We start from the raw sequence: 18,038 nt of genomic DNA on the forward strand, positions 1-18,038 counted from the left end.
CGGCACAATGCCTGCCGTACCCGACTCTCCGCGAAGCGAACCGACAACGTGAGCCCCCCATTGACCGAGACACCTCCCTCCGTCGACACCAGCGTCGCGCATGTGGCCCGCATCTGGAACTACTGGCTCGGCGGCAAGGACAACTACGCCGCCGACCGCGAGACCGGAGACGAGATCGCCCGTGTCGTCCCCGAGGTCCGTGAACTGGCCAACGCCGCACGGGCGTTCCTGGGACGCGCGGTGCGCTACCTGGCCGGTGAGGCCGGGGTGCGCCAGTTCCTGGACATCGGCACCGGCATGCCCACCGTGAACAACACCCACGAGGTCGCCCAGGCCGTCGCGCCGGAGTCCCGCGTCGTCTACGTGGACAACGACCCGCTGGTGCTGGCCCACGCCAACGCCCTGCTGGTCGGCACCGAGGAGGGCAGCACCGACTACATCCACGCCGACCTGCGCGACCCCGCGACCATCATCGAGGCCGCCCGCCGGCGGTTGGACCTCACCCGACCGGTCGCGCTGATGCTCATGGGCGTCCTCGAGTTCGTCACCGACGACGACGAAGCCCGCGGCATCGTGCGACAGCTGTTGGAGGCGCTACCGGCCGGCAGCTATCTCGCCCTGTACGACGGGAGTTACGTCATCTACGAGGAGCGCTCCGCCGAGATGGCTCGGATGTGGAACGAATCCGGAAACACACCGCTCGTGCTGCGGAGCCCCGAACAGCTCGCCGGTTTCTTCGAGGGCACGGAGCTGGTCGACCCCGGCGTCGTCTCCGTCTCCCAGTGGCGGCCGGATCCCACCCATATCGGGTCTCCGCGCGAGGTCGACGCCTTCTGCGGTGTCGCCCGCAAACCACACGCCTGACCCGGCAAGGACCTCCGCCGGGAGGGGCCGGCGTTCCACCGGGGTGTCAGGTCATGTCTGTATATTTCCCACTGCTGTGGGGCGTAGCGCGTCCAGGAGCAGCCGGGCGTAGTGGTCACCGATCTCGGCCGCGCTGAGCGGACCGTCCGACCGGTACCACGTGCTGAGGTGGTGCACGGAACCGAAGTAGAACTCCGCCACGAGGTCCGCCGGAACACCGGCCGCGAACACCCCGGCTTCCTGCCCCTCACAGATCAGCGAACGGAACAGTTCGTGGTACCGGCGCCGCTCGGCACGCACGTTCTGCTGTTTCGCGGCGCTGAGCTGGTGCAGGGAACGGAAGAAGATGGTGGCGTCGTCCAGGTGGGCGATGGTGGTGACGACGACGTCGGCGGCCGCCTCGCGTACCCGCTGCGCCACGGGGAGCTCCTGGTAGGCGATACGCTCCAGGCGCTCCATCTGCATCCGCAGCACCCGGGAGTAGACCTCCGCGAGGAGGTCGTCCTTGGAGTCGAAGTAGTGGTACATCGCCCCCTTGGTGACGGCAGCGGTGTCCACGATCTCCTGCACCGACGTGCGGTCGAAGCCCTTCTCCGCGAACAACCGGGTGGCCACAGCCATCAACCGGCGTGGAACGGAGCCTTCCGATCCCTCGGAGGCGGTCGGGGTCGTCGTCTCGTTTCCCCCCGTGCCGCCATGGGCGCGAACGGCCACGGCATGCGCCTTTCTGCTGAGCGGTTAACCCGGTCGGGTCTTCCTACCACCATAGGACCTCACCGCGGGCACGGGACGACAGGAACACCGCGCGAGGTGCTCACGCCCACCCGGCGTCGTGGGCCAGAATCGCCGCCTGCACCCGGTTCGTCATCTCCAGCTTCGCCAGGATCCGGCTGACGTGGGCCTTGACTGTGGCTTCCCGCATATCCAGCTCGCGTCCGGCTTCCGCGTTCGACAGGCCACGGGTGACGGCGACGAGCACCATGCGTTCCCGCCCGCTGAGGACTTCCAACCGTTGCTGGGCTCGGGCGGCGCTGTCCGGTGCGGGGGTCGCGAAGCGTTCCAGCAACCGTTTGGTGACGGTGGGGGCGAGCATCGCGTTCCCCTCGCTGATCGTGCGCACCGCCGCGATCAGGTCACGCGGCGGGGTGTCCTTCAGCAGGAAGCCGACCGCCCCCGCGCGCAGTGCCTGGTGGACGTACTCGTCCAGGTCGAACGTCGTCAACAGCACGACCTTGGGCTCATCCGCCAGCGCCACGAGTTCTCCCGCGGCGGTCAGCCCGTCGACCCCCGGCATCCGGATGTCCAGGAGCACGAGGTCGGGGGCGAGCTCACGGGCCAGGCGCACCGCATCCTCTCCGTCGGCCCCCTCCCCCACGACCTCGATGTCCTCGGCCGAGTCGAGAATCATCCGCAACCCCGAACGCACCAGTTGCTCGTCATCGATCAGGATGGTGCGGATCATCCGTACTACTCCCCGCCGTCGTCGTTCGAAGTCGTCGTGTCCTGGTCCGCTGCGGGCGCCGCCGGCAGAACGGCGCGGATCCGCCACCCACCGTCGGGATCCGCCCCGGCCGCCAGCGTTCCCCCCACCAGGGCCACGCGTTCCCGCAGCCCGGTGAGTCCGAAGCCGCTGCTCGGTGGTGGGGAACCACGGCCGCTCCCCTCCCCGGCAGAGGGCTCGTTGCTGACGACGATCTCCAGGTCCTCGCTGCCGTAGTCCAACCGTACTGCCACCGGAGCGCCCGGCGCGTGTTTCCCGGCGTTGGTCAGCGCCTCCTGGACCACGCGGTAGGCGGTGCGCTCCACCTGTGCGGCGAAGGAACACGGCGTTCCCGTCACCTGCTTCTCGACGCTCATTCCCGCCGCACGCCATTCGTCCAGGAGACGCTCGATGTCATCCAGCACCGGCTGCGGGGCGGTGGGGGCCTCGGTGCTGTTCTCGTCGCGGAGTACACCCAGGATGCCGCGCAGTTCCGAGAGCGCCTCACGGCCGGTGCTGCGGATCAGGGATGCCGTGTCCGCGGTGGCGCGGTCCGAGGCCGAGATCTCCAGCCCACCGGCGTGCAGCACCATCATGCTCACCCGGTGCGCGACCACGTCGTGCATCTCGCGGGCGATGCGGGTACGTTCGGCCACGATCGCCCGGTTCGCCATGAGGTGCTGCTCACGTTCCAGCCGCTGGGCGCGTTCCTGAAGGTTCGCGATGAGCTGGCGGCGGGTCCCCACCCACAGTCCGGCGACGAGTGGGAGGGCGATGGTGAGCGTACCCATGAAGACGATGAACAGGGCCGCTCCTGCGGCCGTGTTCGATGGCCCTATCCCGTAGAACACGACGAAGAGCGCCGCCAGGACTCCGGTCCAACCGGAGAGCCGCCGGGCGTCGGAGTACCAGGCCGCGTAGGAGTACAGCGCTATGACGCTCGGTACGAAGTTCGCGGTCGCCACCATCAGCACGGCGGCGAGTACCAGCAGCGGCCCGGGATTCCGCCGCCGGAGCAGGATCGCCCACGACACCAGCCCGGGCAGGGCGATCCCGAACAATACGATCATGACGAGCTGCGTCGGGATTCCGGGAGGGGCTCCCTGAACCAGGTAGCTGAGCACACCGGACGGGGACGGAAAGTTGAACAGCGCTACGAACGGGAAGTACGCGCACGCGGCCACCCAGTCGACGATCCGGTGGCGCCGCCCCCACCATCGCCCCCACATGCTCCGTGGCCGCCCCGTGAAAGCCCGCCACCACCGGTGTGCTCTCCCCTCGCTCATACCGGGGAGTCTAGGAGCGCGCTGGCGGTGGCCACTCGGTTCGCCGGCGGGTTCGTGTGTTCCGCCGACGAACGTCGGTGGTACCGGGTGCGGGGCGTACCCGCGGGTTCGGCCGGCTGGGACCTCTCCGTCGGAGCCGCGGTACCGACGAAAGTCGGTGGGCGCGTCCACCTAAGAGAGCGGGGCGGCGGTCAGCGCGTACTTTCGTCTGGGGGAAATCTCAGTGCTACGTCGGAGGTGTGCCGACCGCACGTGCCCGTAGCGTTGTGTCGCGAGGCGGCGGGCCCTGCCCCCGTCCGGCGCCGTCCGGAACACCCATGCACATGTCAGGAGACACCAACGTGAGCGACACAGCCGCCACGGCTGACCCCCACTCCGTCGACGCCCCGCCTGTCGTCAGCGCGCGAGGGTTGGACAAGACCTACGGAAGCGGCGACTCGGCCGTGCGCGCCCTCGACAATGTCAGTGTCGACTTCTCCCGCGGGGCCTTCACCGCGATCATGGGCCCCTCCGGCTCGGGCAAGTCCACGCTGATGCACTGCCTGGCGGGGTTGGACACGGTCACCTCCGGGTCCGTCCGGCTGGGCCGCACCGACATCACCACGTTGAAGGACAAGGAGCTGACCCTGCTGCGGCGGGACCGCATCGGGTTCATCTTCCAGTCGTTCAACCTGCTGCCGATGCTGACGGCCGAACAGAACATCCTGCTTCCGGCTCAGATCGCCAAACGCAAGGTCGACCGGGAGCACTTCAACCACCTCGTCCACGTTGTGGGGCTGGGCGAACGGCTGGACCACACGCCGGCCAAGCTGTCCGGCGGCCAACAGCAGCGTGTCGCGGTCGCCCGGGCGCTGCTCAACGCGCCCGAGGTGGTCTACGCCGACGAACCCACCGGAAACCTCGACTCCCGCTCCGGATCCGAGGTGTTGGGGTTCCTGCGCGACTCGGCCCGGGAGCTCAACCAGACCATCGTCATGGTCACGCACGATCCCGTCGCCGCCGCCTACGCCGACCGGGTGATCTTCCTGCGTGACGGACAGCTGGTGGACGAGGTGCGCGAGCCCACGTCCGAAATCGTCCTCGACCGACTGGTGAAGCTGGAGTCCTGAACAGATGCTGCGCACAACTCTGGCCGGCCTGCGTATGCACACGGGCCGGCTGGTCGCTACCGCGCTCGCCATCGTGCTGGGTGTCATGTTCGTCTCCGGCACGCTGGTGTTCTCCGACACTCTGGAGGAGGGGGTCGATTCCCAGGTCATGGGGTCGGCGAGCGATTTCGAATCGATCGTCACCCCCGAGGAGGGAGCCGGTGCTCCGGCGGACGCGGAACCGCCGCTCACACCGGAACTGCTCGACCGCATCGAGGGGCTGGACGAGGTCGCCTCCGCCAGCGGAACGATCCAGGGCGACACTCCCGTACTCGACAAGGACGGCCGGGCTCTCGGCCAGACCCCGACGACCGGTATCTCCGTCGACGGTGACACCCGGCACACCGCCGCCACCGGGGAACTGCCCTCCGCGGACGACGAGATGGCGCTGGCCACCACCACCGCGGAGCAGGCGGGCTACGAGGTCGGCGACGAGGTCACGGTTCTCGGCGGGGAGGACGCGAAGCACACGTTCACGGTCACCGGCCTGATCGACTTCGGTGTGGAGTCGCCGTTCGCGTTCAGCGGCGGGGCCGCGTTCACCCCGCAGACCGCTGAGAAGCTCACCGGCAAGGAGGCGTTCTCCGAGATCGACGTCCGGGGAGCCGAGGGGGTACCGCCCGCCGAGGTCACCGACGCGGTCGCCGAGGTTTCCGGCTCCGGCGCCAAGGCCCAGACCGGCACCGAGATGGGGGAGGAACTCGCCGAGCAGTCAGGGGCGCAGGTACAGATGCTGAGCATCGGGCTGCTGCTGTTCGCGCTCATCGCGATGTTCACCGCCGCCATCGTCATCTACAACACCTTCGCGGTGCTCATCGCCCAGCGGCAGCGCGAGATGGCGCTGCTGCGGTGCGTGGGGGCGCGACGCGGCCAGGTGTTCCGGGGCGTGCTGCTGGAGGCGCTGATCGTCGGGGCCGTGTCGTCGGTTATCGGCGTCGCCGCCGGTATCGGTCTCGGGACGGCGGGTTTCGCGCTGAGCAAGGAGAGCCTGGGTGCGGGCGGGGCGACGACGTCGCTCGTCGTCACTCCCACGGCTGTCGGACTGGGGGTTCTGGTCGGCACGGTCGTGACACTGCTCGCGGCGCTGCTTCCGGCCCGCAAGGCGACGAAGGTGTCACCGCTGGCGGCGCTGCGGACCAGCGCCGCGGCTGCGGGAATGGAGAAGGGGATCGGCTGGCTGCGGACCGGCGCCGCCGTGCTCCTGTTCGCCGTCTCGGCCTGCATGACGGTGCTCGGCCAGAACGTTGGACAGGAACCGGGGCTGTTCCTGACGGTCGGCGCGGCCATGCTCGCTTTCCTCGGGGTCGTGGTTGTCGGCCCGTTGATCGTGCGCGGGATCGCTTCGGCGGTGCGGCTCCCGATGAGGGCGTTCGGGGTTCCGGGGAAGCTGGCCGCGGACAACTCCCAGCGCGGTTCCCGGCGGGCCGCGACCGCCATGATCGCCCTGACCATCGGCGCGACGCTCATCACCGGCTACGCGGTCTTCAGCTCCTCGATGCAGAGCACGATGGAGGAGGAGCTCGCCGAACAGTTCCCCGCCGACTACGTGCTGAACCAGCAGTTCGGCACGGAGGACTTCGAGCAGGGGGGCATACCCGCCGACGTCGTCGACAGGTTGCAGGACTCCGAGGAGATCGCCGGCGCCTACAGCCAGCGCAGTGAGCCGGTCAGCATGGCCGGAGAGCCTGCCACGGCCTTCGCCTACACCGGCGCGGAGCTCGGCACCGACCTGCAGGGATCGGTTGTCGCGGGTGAGCTCTCCGAGGTCGGCCCGGGATCCGTCGCGGTCGCGGAGAACATGGCCGGTGACCGGGAGGTCGGGGACACGGTGAAGATCGGCCCCGCGCCGGAGGCCGCTCCGGCGGACGAGCCGGACACCTCCGCCTCCGAGGAGGAACAGCGCTCCTACACGATCGCCGCGATCACCCCGGCCACGGGAGCGATGTACGGGATCACCATGGACCCGGACGACTTCTCGACGGCTTTCCCGGACAGCGACACGGCCCAGAGCGTGTATGTCACCGCTGCCGAGGATGCGGCGACCGCGGACAGCCGGGAAGCCGTCAACGACGCCATCGCGGAGCACCCCACGATCCAGGTGCAGTCCACGACGGAGATGAAGGAGCAGTTCGAGCAGGTGCTGGACATCGCCTTCGCCAGCATCGCGGCGATGTTGGGGCTCGCGCTCGTCATCGCGGTGTTCGGTGTCGCCAACACCATGGCGCTCTCGGTCCTGGAGCGGAGACGCGAGTCCGCGATGCTCCGGGCGTTGGGCCTGTCCGGCGGGCAGCTACGCCGGATGCTGAGCCTGGAAGCGGTGCTGCTGTGCCTCACCGGCGCCGGGATCGGGGTCGTCCTGGGGGTCACCTTCGGCTGGGCCGGTGGCCTGGTGGCGTTCAGCGACCTGGTCCTGACCATCCCCATCGCGAAGATCGGACTGTTCCTGGCAGCCGCCGTGGTGGCCGGCCTGCTGGCGGCGGCGCTCCCTGCCCACCGCGCGGCGCGGACGTCGATCACCGGTGCGTTGGCCAGCGAGTGAGCGAGCCGGAGAACACTGCGGGGTCAGCGCGAACGGTTCGGGGGTTTCCCGTACCGTTCGCGCGCCCGCCGCTCCTGGGTTCGCATCCGGAGCGGGCGGAGTGCGGACTCCAGCTGCACTCCCAGGTCCATCTTGCTGGTTCCCTGGCCACGGTCCCGGAAGTGGATGGGGATCTCCACCATCTTCTGCCCGCGCCGGTAGGCGCGGAAGTGGGTCTCCACCTGGAAGCTGTAACCGTTGCTGTCCACGCTCGGAAGGTCCAGGGCTTGCAGCGCTTCGCGACGCCACATCTTGTACCCGGCGGTGACGTCCCGGATCGGCATCCCGAGGACGCTCTTGACGTAGGTGTTCGCCCATCCGCTGAGGAGCCGCCGGTGGAGGCCCCACTGGTGGGAGAGGCTTCCTCCCGGGACGTAGCGGCTGCCGATCGCCACCCCGGCTCCGGTGGAGAGTAGTGTTCCCAACAGCTGTGGAAGGTAGGCGGGCGGGTGGCTCAGGTCGGCGTCCATCTGCGCGACGAACTCGGCCCCCTCGTCCAGAGCCCGGGTGAGCCCCGCCACGTAGGCACGTCCCAACCCGTCCTTCGCGGTGCGGTGGAGCACCGTGACCCGTCCGGCGTACTCGGCCGCGAGTTTCTCGGCGACGTCACCGGTGCCGTCCGGGGAACCGTCGTCCACGATGAGCAGCCGCAGTCGGGTGAGTTCCAGCGAGAGTACCTCTTCCACGAGGGTGGGCAGGTTCGTCGCCTCGTTGTAGGTCGGGACGACGACACTTACCGCGGAGTCCGCCCAGGGCTCGGGAAGAACGGTCGGGGTTGGCATCGCATGATCTCCGGGACGGGTGAGTGGGTCGCAGTGGCCAGCGTACGTACTCGGCTCACTCGCCGCGATCGGACTCCAGTACCGCCACGTGCACCACGGTTCCCGTCTCCTCCAGGGTCAAAAGCACCTCCGGATCCGCGTGGTTGTCGGTGACCAGGTGCGCTATGTGCTCCGGTGGCGCTGTCGACACCATGGTGTCCGTCCCGACCGCGGTGTGGTCGGCGAGAACGATGGCCTCCTCGGCACAGGACACCAGGGCCCGCTCGGTACTGCCGGTGGCCGTCACGGAGGTGCTGAGCCCGCGGTCGGCGGTGACCCCGTCGCCGGAGAGGAACGAACGGCGTACGCGCAGCCCCCGCAGTGTCTGTTCCGCCGCGCTTCCGACGAGGGAGCGGAGCGGACCGTGCAGGGTTCCGCCGCTCACCACCACCTCGACTCCGGGGGACGCGGACAACGCTTCCGCCACCGGAAGCGAGGTCGTCACCACGGTGAGACCGTTCCGGTGGGCGATCTCGTGGGCCAGCGCCTCGGTCTTCCGTCCCGGTCCGAGCGCGATCGTGTCGTTGTCCCCCACGAGCCGGGCCGCCGCGTAGGCCAGAGCGCGTTCCCCCGCCACGGGGGCTTCCCCCGCGCCGTCGGCCGGGGGGTCGTGGTCCAACAGTCCCGGAAGGACGGCGCCGCCGCGTCTGCGGTCGAGCAACCCGTCGGACTCCAGCGCGCGTACGTCGCGGCGCACCGTGGCTTCGGACGCCCGCACCTGACGGGCGATGTCGCGCAGTGCCATGGCCCGGTTCACACGCAGCAGTTCAAGAATCCGCTCCCTGCGTTGGGCGGTGAACGTCGGTGTCGCCCCTGCCGTCATCGCTGGTGTCCCCCCTCGCGTTGTCCCACGTCTGTTGGACCGTGCATGCGAGCATAGGGGGACTGGACTCCTGAGACGGGCGAGCCGCACTTTCCGGGTAGCCGCCCGGGGGGTCCTCCTCTTCCGTTGCGTCCTCCGGCGCGGTGTCCGCCCCGGAGAAAAGCGTGACGACAAAGAGCACGACAAGCAGCCCGCACATGCCGAGGGCCGCGGTACCGAACAGCGCCAACGGGGACATGGCGCACTCCCTTTGTTTCCTGGGGTCGGGCACGGTCGTCGCCTCGTTTCAGGAGGGTCGTAGCCGGGGTTACCCGCTCGGCGCGTCGGCGACACCCGTGCGGTACGGCTCGGTTGGCCCGAGACAGCCTCCGGCATAATGGGCCCGTGGTGTCGGTAGAGCTGTGGTGGTCCACTCCGCGGGCCGCGGAGAATCCCGAGTTGTCGGACCTGCTCGACGCGCGGGAGCGGGCGAGGCGGGAGCGTTTCCGGTTCCAGGACGACCGGGACCGCTACACCGTGGCCCACTCCCTGGCGCGGCTCGTGGTCGCACGCTTCTCCGGCCGCGCTCCCGACACCGTGGAGTTCTCCCGGTACTGCGCCAACTGCGCGTCCGGGCAGGAGACGCCGACTGGCAGCCGGGAGCCGCACGGGAAACCGTATCCCCTCGGGGCCGCTTCCGGTGTGGAACTCTCGATCAGCCATTCGGGCGAGCGGGTCGTGGTCGCCGCGGCCCGGGAGGTCCCGCTCGGGGTGGACGTGGAACGGGTCTCCTCGGAACGCGACCTCGCGGGGCTGGCTGGGTACGCGCTCACGGAGGCGGAACGGCACGCGCTTTCGGGGCTTCCCCCCGACTTCCGGACGGAGGGGTTCTTCACGTACTGGGCCCGCAAGGAGGCCTCTCTCAAGGCGACCGGAGAGGGCTTGGGCGGAGGGCTCGCGTCCGTGGAGGTGAGCGGCGCTGACGCGGCCGCCGCTGTCGTCTCCTGGACGGGCCCCCGCCCGCCCCGCGACGTCCGGTTACTCGACCTCGACGCCGGTTCCGGTTACCGCTCCGCTCTGGCCGCCCTCACCCCCGAACCGCTTCACAGCGTCTCGTACGACGCCGGATCCCTCCTCGCCCGGGGGCGGAGGCACGGCTAGGTGCTCCGCCCTAGGCTGCCAGTGCCAGCGCGATCCCGAACGCGGTCAGTGTGATACCGCTCGTCAGCTCGATCCCCTGCCGTACCCGGCGACGACGCATCAGGTCCGCCAACCGCGCTATCGCCAGCACGTACACCAGCCACCAGGTCGCGGCCATCGCCACGACGATCCCGCCCAGGAGGGCGGTCTGGGCGGTCGCCTCGGGGCCGGGCGTGACGAACTGCGGCAACAGGGTGACGAAGAACGCGAGCGCCTTGGGGTTGAGCGCGTTGTTCATCACCCCCTGCCAGAACGGTGCCCCGCCCCGCTGGTCCGGTTCCGTGCGCTCCGCGGCGGGAGCCGGCGCGCGGTGGGCGCGCCACACTCCCACGAGCGCGCTCACCCCCAGGTAGCTCAGGTAGCAGGCTCCGGCCACGCGCAGCACGAGCAGAGCGGTCCCGCTGGAGGCGATGAGCACTGTCAGTCCGGCCACGGCGAGTGTCGCGTATCCCGCGAGCGCCGTCGTCGTACCGGCGGCCGTCGCCAGGCCGGCGGCCTTCCCCCGGGCGAGCGTGTTGCGAGTGACGAGGACGAAGTCGGGTCCCGGGATGACGAGGACCAGAGCCAGGGTGGTGACGAACAGGTACAGGTGCTCCGGCACGGGCATAGGTCCCCTCACACGAATACGTACGGATACTCCACAACGACACGCAGGCTTGGCCCGGCCATCAAACGGCTCATGCACTATAATTATGTATTTAAAACGACAAAAAAAGCAAATCACCGAATGAAATTTTTCAAACCATGGAAAATACGCAATTAGATTCGAAAGATTTGGAAATCCTGCGGGTGCTGCAGAACGATGCACGGATGACCAACCGGGATCTCGCCGCGGCGGTGGGGATCGCACCCTCCACATGCCTGGACCGGGTCGCACGGCTACGCGACGCGGGAGTGATCACGGGACACGCGCTCCGCGTCTCTCCCCAGGCACTGGGGCGTCCGATCCAGGCCTTCCTCTCGCTGGAGGTCCAGCACAGCAGTGAATCGATGGTGTCGCTGGTGGAGCACATCCGCGCGCAACCGGAGACGCGGGCCCTGTACCACCTGGCCGGACCGGACGACTTCCTCGTCCTGGTCGCCGCGGCGGACGTCGCCGACCTGCAGCGCCTCGTGGTCGAGGAGTTCACGTCCCTGACCGAGGTCACTCAGGTACGGACGATGCTGGTCTTCCAGGAGTGGGACGCGGGACCGCTCCTCCCTCCCCAGCGCTGAGTATCGCCCTCACTCCGAAGTGAGACGCACCTGTCGTCGGGTAAGGAAGAACTGCCTTGTGCGGTGCCACGAGGCATGTGAAGGATATGGACCGTGCGTAACCACACGAAGATCCGGTCCCCCCACAACGGCAGCCGACGCGTCGTTCGCATGTGAGTATGGCCTCCGCAGGCTCCGGGACCCAGTGTTCCCATGGCCGTCCGACAGCTCCCCCCACTGCGGGGACACAGCACGGAACCAGTGCCCCCGACCCGTACCGGTGGCTCGAGGAGCCCGACTCCGTGGCAACCCGGGAGTGGCTGCGTCAGCGACACAGCGAGTTCGCGGCGGCCGCTTCCGACTGGCCCCTGCGCACGGCTCTGGCCGCCGAGATCCGGGACCTGGTGGACACCGAGCTGTGGTCCGCGCCGGAACACCGCGCCGGCTGGCTGTTCGCCACCCGGCGCGAGGCCGGGGCGAACCACCCCCGTCTCCTGGCGATCGCGGAGGGACGGGAACGAACGCTCTTCGATCCGGAGGTCCTCGACCCCAGCGGTCGTACCACCCTGGACGGCTGGAGCCCCGGACCCGGCGGAGAGCTGGTCGCCGTGCAGAGCTCGACGGGAGGCACGGAACGGGGCGAGCTCCGTGTCCTGTCCACCCGCTCCGGGCTTCCCGTGGAACCTCCCGTCCGGGGGCTGCGGTACTCCCACATAGCCTGGCTCTCCGACACCGAGGCGCCGGCCTTCTACTACGTCCGCCGGGACAGTGGCAGTGGCGAGCGCGGAATATGGTTGCACCGCGTCTGCTCCGACGAACCCGACGTTCTGGTGCGCTCCTGTGCCGAACCGGGCAGCGTTCCCGGTGTTCGCCTGCTGGGGCAACGGTGGTTGCTGGCCACCGAGAGCCACGGCACCGGCCACAGAACCGACCTGTGGCTCGCGGACATCGGCGCTTCCGGCGGCAACGCGGCCGAGCCGCGTTGGACGACCGTGCACGAGGGACGTGACATCGTCTCCGACGCCGAGCTCGGAACGGACGACCGGCTGTACTTCCGTACGACGTTCGGAGCCGAACGGCGCCGGATATGCGTTGCCTCCCCGCACAGTCCGGACACCGCGCACTGGCGTGAGGTCGTCCCCGAGTCCCCGGACGCGACCCTGGAAGAGTTCACCGTCCTCGGCGCGGGGAAGGACACCGAGCTGCTGGTCACCCGCACCCGTCTGGGCGTCAGTGACCTCACCGTGCACGATCCCCGCGACGGGCGGACACGGCGCCGCGTCACGCTTCCGGGGGCGGGTATGGCGAACGGGCTGACCTCGGCCCCCCAGGGGCGCGCCTACATCCACTATGCCGACGTCACCCGCCAACAGACCGTCCTCGCTCTCGGCGCAGGTGGGTACGAGCCGCACCCGTGGCCGGACAGCTCCCGTGTTCCGCACGGGGAGCCGTTCGAACACCGGGTGTTCTGGTGCCGTTCGGCAGACGGCACCCGCGTTCCGGTCTCCGTGTTCACCCTGTCCTCCCGCGGGGACCCCCGGTCCGGACGACCCACCGTCCTGCACGCCTACGGAGGGTTCGGGCGGCCCCGCCAGTTCGGGTTCAGCGCCACCGTCCTCGCGTGGTTGCGTGCGGGGGGCTCCTACGCCGTCGCTCACGTACGGGGAGGCGGGGAGGGAGGACGCGGGTGGCACGTCGCGGGAGCCCGGCGCAACAAACCCCGCTCGGTACAGGACCTGGTGGCCGCTGCGGACGCCCTGGTGGCCGGCGGTTACTGCGCGCGCGAGCAACTGTGCCTCTCCGGGGGGTCGGCCGGCGGCCTCCTCGTCCTCACCGCCGCCACGTCACGTCCCGACGTGTGCTCGGCCGTCATCGCGCTGGCCCCCCTCGCCGACATGCTCCGCTTCGAACGTCTCGGTCTGGGCAGGATGTGGACGCGGGAGTTCGGCACCGTTGCCGATCCCCAGGACCTCACCGCCCTGTTGTCGTACTCCCCCTACCACCGGGCGTTGGCAGCGGGCGAACGTCGCTATCCCGCCGTCCTCATCAACGGTTTCCACGGGGACACCCGCACCGACGCCGCACACGCGCGCAAGATGTGCGCCGCTCTGCAGCGGGTCGGGTACGGCGGACCGATCCTGTTGCGCTACGAACACGGTGTGGGCCACGGACAGCGTTCTGTCGCCCGGGCTGTCGAACTCGCGGCGGACGCCCACGCGTTCGCCGCGGCACGAACGGGGCTGTCGCCGGACCGGTAGCCGATGCGTGCGGCAGCTCACGCAGATGGGAAGAGAGGTGAGAACAGCAATGGACCAGATCGAGATCGAGGTCGAGGACCTCAGCGAGGTCACGTCGCGGGACATCACCGCGGGCGGCGACAACGACGGCACGGACTCCAGCTCCGATTTCATCTGAGGTTCCCGACTCCCGGCGGCGTGTGGCTGGCGGCATCGCCAGTCACACGCCCGGTACGTGTCCCCCCTCGGAAGGTTTGTGCGTGACCGACCACCTGTTCACTGAGACACTGCGCGCGGCTGTCGGAGACGACCTCCTCACCCGACGACTCTCGGAGGAGGTCGTCTTCGCTGACCTGGGGGCGGAGACCGTGCGCCCGTTGCTGGACTTCACCGCCCTGAGCGACCTACTCACCACGCATACGTTGGAGCCCCCACGGTTGCGGCTGCACAGCGCCGGCTCCCCCGTCCCCGCGGAGCGCTACACGGAACCGGGCACGGCCTCGCCCGCCGGCCGGGGAACGATCCGCCCGGAAGCGCTGTACCGGGAGCTGCGGGACGGCGCCAGCCTCGTTCTGGACAGCGTCGACCGGCTGCATCCACCGGTTCGCGCGGCGGCCGACGACCTCATGCGTATGGTGCGCGAACGGGCCCAGGCGAACCTCTACCTGATCTGGGGAGACTCCTACGGTTTCGACACCCACTGGGACGACCACGACACGTTCGTCGTACAGCTCGCCGGAACGAAATCGTGGCAGGTGCACGGCCAGGGAGACCGCCGCAATCCGATGAAGGAGGACACGGACCATCGCCACGGTCCGCCCGGGGGAACCGTGTGGGAGGGAACCCTGCGTCCCGGCCACGTCCTGCACGTTCCCCGTGGGTGGTGGCACACGGTGAGCGGGACCGGCGACGTCAGTATGCACCTCACCTTCGGTTTCACCCGCACCACCGGGATCGACTGGGTCGCCTCCGTTCTCGAACGGTTGCACGAGGACGAGTTCCTGCGTGCGGACATCCCGCGGTTCTCCTCCGCACAGGAGCGTCACGAGCACCACCGGGAGCTCCTGCGCCGCCTCACGGAGACTGCCGAGCGGCACGGTATCGACGGGTTGCTCAACGAACGTGCCGCGCGTTTCCCGCGCCGGCAGTCGTTCGCGCTGCCGTGGGCGGTGGACGGATCCGAGCCGGAGGAGCACACCGTGGCGGAGTTCGTTCCGGTGGTGTGTCCGCCGCTGGAACGGGGCGGGACGAGTGTCGCCCTCTCCGTGTCCGGACGCCGCTACCGCTTCCCCGCGCGTGTCGAGCCGGTGCTGTCCGAACTCGTCGAACAACGGTCGCTGACGGCGGGGGAACTCGCCGAACGCTCCGGATGCTCGCTGGACACGACCGCGGAGGTCCTGCGTGTCCTGGTGCGCAACCACCTGGTGCTGCTTCGGTGACCTGTCCGGTAACGAAGAGCGACTCCGTGTCCCGTCACCCGGGTGACGGGACACGGAGTCGCTCCGGGAGCGCCGGTCACACGGCCAGCTTGACGTCCCGGGGTTTCGGCTCCGCCATCAGACCGCGAAGCTTGCCCAGGAAGAACATCATGGCGATCCCGCCCAGTACCGCAACACCACCAAGCAGCAGGTAGTAGTCCCCTCCCAGCAGGGGTTGCAGGCGGCTCACCTGGCCACCGACCGCGTCTCCGGCGGAGATGGACAGGAAGAACAGCCCCATCATCTGGGCGTGGAAGGCCTTCGGGGCGAGTTTGGAGGTCATGGACAGTCCGACCGGGCTCAGGCACAGTTCCGCGATCGTCTGCAGGAAGTACACCCCCACCAGCCACATCAGACTCACCTGGACCGAACCGCCCTGCGTGGCGAGGGTAGCCGCGTACATCAGCACGAACGAGAGACCGCACAGCACGAGCGCCACGCTGAATTTCGCGCCGGTCCCCACCCGGTCGCCGAGTTTGCTCCAGACGAAGGCGAACACGCCCGCGAAGACGATCACCATGACGGGATTGATCGCCTGGGTCCATCCGGCTGGTATCGCGAACCCGCCGACGGTCAGGTCAGTGCTGTTCTTCGCGAACAGCGTGAGTGGACCGGCGGCCTGGTCGAATATCATCCAGAAAACGGCCGAGGCGATGAAGAGCCACACGAACGCCTTGAGTTTCACCCGTTCCTCGCCGGTCATGTCGCCGCTTCGGAACACGAACATATAGACGAAGTAGCAGACGGGAACGACGAGGGCGAGCGCGGTCAGGGCATAGGTCACGTTGTCCACCGTCAGCGTCCCGGTGGCAAACGCGACGATCCCGATAACGAGGACCGCTGCGACAACTGCGGTGACACGGGGCTTCAGCGCGGACTTCTCCGCTTCGGAAAGCGGGTTTCCGGGCCGTTCTCCCGCCTTTCCGAGGTTCCCTCTCCCCAGGACGTACTGGATCAGTCCCAGTGCCATCGCCACAGCGGTAATTCCGAACCCGAAGTGCCAGGAAACGTTCTCACCGACCCAGCCGACGAGGAACAGACCGATCGCCGAACCGAGGTTGATCCCCATGTAGAAGAGAGAGTATCCGGCGTCCCGGCGGGACGCGGATTCCGACTCCCCCTCCTCGTCGTACAGTTTTCCGACCATGGCGGAAACGTTGGGCTTGAGCATCCCCGTTCCGGCGCACACCAGCGCCAGTCCCGCCCACACGAAGAACGACCCGAGCTGTATGGCCAGGGATATGTGCCCCAGCATGATAACGATTCCGCCCACGAGGACGGCGTTCCGCTCACCCAGGACACGGTCGGCGATCCAACCTCCGGGAAGGGCCGTGAAGTAGCTCATCGACAGGTAGATACCGACGATGGCGGTAGCAGCCCCCTCTGCTATTCCCATTCCTCCTTGACCCACCGATGCGACAAGGAAGAGAACGAGGATCGCACGCATTCCGTAAAACGAAATGCGCTCATTCATCTCAGTTCCAGCAAGGGTGATCAACCCTCTTGGATGTCCGCGCACGAAAGAACCAACCTTTTCGCGACCTGCTCTTGTGGAGCACAAAAAACACGCGTATTCCGCCGGCTGTGGCCGGCTTGGAAAAGCTCACGTTCCTCGGTTACCGGAATTCCGGATCCGGGAGAGGGCCGGTATTGCCCGACGCCGCGCACAGAAGCCGGACAACCCGAAATAAACCGTACCACAAAAATGTGAGACTCAGTACGTTATATCTCATGTTCCGCGGAAGCCGGGCACCGGAAACGGGAACGCCCGCGACGCGGGGAAACCGGAACGCGCCGCTTCCGCCGCACCCCGGGCAGGCCACCCCACTGGCCAGGAAGATCATTGCTTCGCACCACGACATTAGGGTAGCCTCATCTAACAGGCGGGGACGCAGTGCCGTACCGCATCGTGACGCGTCCCGTCGTCTCACCACTCCGTCCAGGAAGGTTGATGCGTGCATGGCCACGAACCAGCATCCGCTGCAAGCGGTGGTCGATGCCTGCACGCCGTTGAAGTTCGCTCCCCTCCCGGACATCCGCACTCCCGGATTCCCAGCGAACCATGACCAGCCCACCACTCAACGCTGGTACCGCGCCGACCTGATGGCCGCCGAGGGTGCCGTGGGAGAACTGTTCGACCGCACGGCCCAGCGGAACGGTCAGCACAAGCTCCCCGCCGCCACCCGCTTCCTCCGCGCACTGCTGCGCGAACCGATCTTCCTCGTCTCGGCGGGCCTATACCGCACCGGCCGCGCACCGCTGGTCGACGCCCAGCACCTGTGGTTCCCGTGGACGTCGGACGCGACCTTCGGTACCCCTACCGTGACCAGCGCAGCGATAGCGGTACTCGCGGACGACCCCGCTGCCGAGCATCCGGACGCGCTCGTCGTGGGCGGAGAGAGCGCCGCGTTGGAGCAGGCGGCAGCGCAGCACATGGTCAACGCCTTCTCCCCGATCATCGACGCCGTGCACGCCCACACCCGGGTGGGGATGCGCACCCTGTGGGGGTGGGTACTGGACACCACGCACTTCTACATGCTCAACCCCGCCCGCTACCTCTGCCATGACGCGGAGGAAGCATGGGAGCGGGCACACCGCCTGGGCGAGGAACTGATCCGCGCCGGCGCCCGGACCCGTTCCCGGCCGCGCCTGTTCCCCTTCTGCGAGAACCACCCACAGGGCACGTGGGCGGTACGCGGAACCTGCTGCTTCGCCTACAAGGACGACGCGGAACACGGCGTCTGCACCACGTGTCCGCTCAAACCGGACTCCGACCGGCGTGCCGAGCTCCAGGAGTGGATCCGCGATCCAGCCCTCGCTCCCTGACGACCCACGCCCTCGCGGGCACACCGCCGCCCGCTGCCAAGCGAGAGAGGGGGACATTCCGGCGGTGGCACCCTCCGCCGTGGAGCGGCCGCGCCCGCGGTGACCGGACCGTACGGGTGGACGC

15 protein-coding genes are annotated in these 18,038 nt (G+C 68.7%); 8 read left to right on the forward strand and 7 right to left on the reverse strand.

The window, feature by feature from the left end:
* The first annotated feature begins 60 nt into the window (after positions 1 to 60).
* The gene (locus tag FHX37_RS08665) at positions 61 to 864 is read left to right on the forward strand and encodes an SAM-dependent methyltransferase (RefSeq protein ID WP_246062202.1); all 804 of its coding nucleotides are present in this window, start codon (positions 61 to 63) and stop codon (positions 862 to 864) included.
* A gap of 51 nt (positions 865 to 915) precedes the next feature.
* On the opposite strand, the gene FHX37_RS08670 is transcribed toward FHX37_RS08665, so the two are convergent.
* The 3 genes from FHX37_RS08670 to FHX37_RS08680 all read right to left on the reverse strand — a co-directional run bounded on the left by FHX37_RS08670 (position 916) and on the right by FHX37_RS08680 (position 3,630).
* Entirely contained in the window at positions 916 to 1,485 is a 570-nt protein-coding gene (locus FHX37_RS08670; protein ID WP_141925136.1) for a TetR/AcrR family transcriptional regulator, read from the reverse strand.
* Positions 1,486 to 1,678: 193 nt separating this feature from the next.
* The gene (locus FHX37_RS08675; RefSeq protein ID WP_141923437.1) at positions 1,679 to 2,326 is read right to left on the reverse strand and encodes a response regulator; all 648 of its coding nucleotides are present in this window, start codon (positions 2,324 to 2,326) and stop codon (positions 1,679 to 1,681) included.
* A 5-nt stretch (positions 2,327 to 2,331) separates the two neighbouring features.
* A complete protein-coding gene (locus FHX37_RS08680) occupies positions 2,332 to 3,630 on the reverse strand; it encodes a sensor histidine kinase (RefSeq protein WP_141923438.1) in 1,299 nt (432 codons plus the stop codon).
* Between the two features lie 323 nt (positions 3,631 to 3,953).
* On the opposite strand from FHX37_RS08680, the gene FHX37_RS08685 reads away from it, so the two are divergent.
* Both FHX37_RS08685 and FHX37_RS08690 read left to right on the forward strand, forming a co-directional pair.
* Positions 3,954 to 4,739 carry an ABC transporter ATP-binding protein gene (locus FHX37_RS08685; protein ID WP_141923439.1) on the forward strand — a complete coding sequence of 262 codons (786 nt, stop codon included), beginning with the start codon at positions 3,954 to 3,956 and terminating at the stop codon, positions 4,737 to 4,739.
* Positions 4,740 to 4,743: 4 nt separating this feature from the next.
* Positions 4,744 to 7,317, forward strand: coding sequence for an ABC transporter permease (locus FHX37_RS08690; protein ID WP_141923440.1), 2,574 nt, complete (start codon positions 4,744 to 4,746; stop codon positions 7,315 to 7,317).
* 23 nt (positions 7,318 to 7,340) lie between these two features.
* Here the strand turns inward: FHX37_RS08690 and FHX37_RS08695 are convergent, their stop codons facing one another.
* Positions 7,341 to 8,138 (reverse strand): polyprenol monophosphomannose synthase, encoded by a 798-nt coding sequence (locus FHX37_RS08695; RefSeq protein ID WP_141923441.1) that lies wholly within the window; start codon positions 8,136 to 8,138, stop codon positions 7,341 to 7,343.
* 55 nt (positions 8,139 to 8,193) lie between these two features.
* Complete coding sequence (locus tag FHX37_RS08700) at positions 8,194 to 9,000, reverse strand: DeoR/GlpR family DNA-binding transcription regulator (RefSeq protein ID WP_141923442.1); 807 nt, start codon at positions 8,998 to 9,000, stop codon at positions 8,194 to 8,196.
* A 384-nt stretch (positions 9,001 to 9,384) separates the two neighbouring features.
* Between FHX37_RS08700 and FHX37_RS08705 the strand changes: the two genes are divergently transcribed.
* The gene (locus tag FHX37_RS08705) at positions 9,385 to 10,140 is read left to right on the forward strand and encodes a 4'-phosphopantetheinyl transferase family protein (RefSeq protein WP_246062203.1); all 756 of its coding nucleotides are present in this window, start codon (positions 9,385 to 9,387) and stop codon (positions 10,138 to 10,140) included.
* A gap of 10 nt (positions 10,141 to 10,150) precedes the next feature.
* Here the strand turns inward: FHX37_RS08705 and FHX37_RS08710 are convergent, their stop codons facing one another.
* Positions 10,151 to 10,786 (reverse strand): LysE family translocator, encoded by a 636-nt coding sequence (locus FHX37_RS08710; RefSeq protein ID WP_141923443.1) that lies wholly within the window; start codon positions 10,784 to 10,786, stop codon positions 10,151 to 10,153.
* Between the two features lie 137 nt (positions 10,787 to 10,923).
* On the opposite strand from FHX37_RS08710, the gene FHX37_RS08715 reads away from it, so the two are divergent.
* From FHX37_RS08715 to FHX37_RS08725, 3 genes are all read left to right on the forward strand, one after another.
* Positions 10,924 to 11,394 carry an Lrp/AsnC family transcriptional regulator gene (locus FHX37_RS08715; protein WP_141923444.1) on the forward strand — a complete coding sequence of 157 codons (471 nt, stop codon included), beginning with the start codon at positions 10,924 to 10,926 and terminating at the stop codon, positions 11,392 to 11,394.
* Between the two features lie 158 nt (positions 11,395 to 11,552).
* Entirely contained in the window at positions 11,553 to 13,631 is a 2,079-nt protein-coding gene (locus FHX37_RS08720) for a prolyl oligopeptidase family serine peptidase (protein WP_141923445.1), read from the forward strand.
* Positions 13,632 to 13,870: 239 nt separating this feature from the next.
* Positions 13,871 to 15,049 (forward strand): JmjC domain-containing protein, encoded by a 1,179-nt coding sequence (locus FHX37_RS08725; RefSeq protein WP_141923446.1) that lies wholly within the window; start codon positions 13,871 to 13,873, stop codon positions 15,047 to 15,049.
* A 76-nt stretch (positions 15,050 to 15,125) separates the two neighbouring features.
* Here FHX37_RS08725 and FHX37_RS08730 read toward each other — a convergent pair whose 3' ends face one another.
* Positions 15,126 to 16,607: an oligopeptide:H+ symporter gene (locus FHX37_RS08730; protein ID WP_281288287.1), complete on the reverse strand. Its 1,482-nt coding sequence runs from the start codon at positions 16,605 to 16,607 to the stop codon at positions 15,126 to 15,128.
* A gap of 440 nt (positions 16,608 to 17,047) precedes the next feature.
* Between FHX37_RS08730 and FHX37_RS08735 the strand changes: the two genes are divergently transcribed.
* Positions 17,048 to 17,914, forward strand: a complete 867-nt coding sequence (locus tag FHX37_RS08735) for a (2Fe-2S)-binding protein (RefSeq protein WP_141923448.1) — start codon at positions 17,048 to 17,050, stop codon at positions 17,912 to 17,914.
* The last annotated feature ends 124 nt before the right edge of the window (positions 17,915 to 18,038 follow it).

Source organism: Haloactinospora alba, from assembly GCF_006717075.1.
Lineage (GTDB): Bacteria > Actinomycetota > Actinomycetes > Streptosporangiales > Streptosporangiaceae > Haloactinospora > Haloactinospora alba.

Excerpts from the sequence above, each read along its gene's own strand:
- FHX37_RS08710 (WP_141923443.1), bottom strand. The coding sequence starts at position 10,786 with ATGCCCGTGCCGGAGCACCTGTACCTGTTCGTCACCACCCTGGCTCTG.
- FHX37_RS08735 (WP_141923448.1), top strand. The coding sequence starts at position 17,048 with ATGGCCACGAACCAGCATCCGCTGCAAGCGGTGGTCGATGCCTGCACG.
- FHX37_RS08720 (WP_141923445.1), top strand. The coding sequence starts at position 11,553 with ATGGCCTCCGCAGGCTCCGGGACCCAGTGTTCCCATGGCCGTCCGACA.
- FHX37_RS08685 (WP_141923439.1), top strand. The coding sequence starts at position 3,954 with ATGTCAGGAGACACCAACGTGAGCGACACAGCCGCCACGGCTGACCCC.
- FHX37_RS08670 (WP_141925136.1), bottom strand. The coding sequence starts at position 1,485 with ATGGCTGTGGCCACCCGGTTGTTCGCGGAGAAGGGCTTCGACCGCACG.
- FHX37_RS08680 (WP_141923438.1), bottom strand. The coding sequence starts at position 3,630 with ATGAGCGAGGGGAGAGCACACCGGTGGTGGCGGGCTTTCACGGGGCGG.
- FHX37_RS08715 (WP_141923444.1), top strand. The coding sequence starts at position 10,924 with ATGGAAAATACGCAATTAGATTCGAAAGATTTGGAAATCCTGCGGGTG.
- FHX37_RS08675 (WP_141923437.1), bottom strand. The coding sequence starts at position 2,326 with ATGATCCGCACCATCCTGATCGATGACGAGCAACTGGTGCGTTCGGGG.
- FHX37_RS08690 (WP_141923440.1), top strand. The coding sequence starts at position 4,744 with ATGCTGCGCACAACTCTGGCCGGCCTGCGTATGCACACGGGCCGGCTG.
- FHX37_RS08695 (WP_141923441.1), bottom strand. The coding sequence starts at position 8,138 with ATGCCAACCCCGACCGTTCTTCCCGAGCCCTGGGCGGACTCCGCGGTA.
- FHX37_RS08700 (WP_141923442.1), bottom strand. The coding sequence starts at position 9,000 with ATGACGGCAGGGGCGACACCGACGTTCACCGCCCAACGCAGGGAGCGG.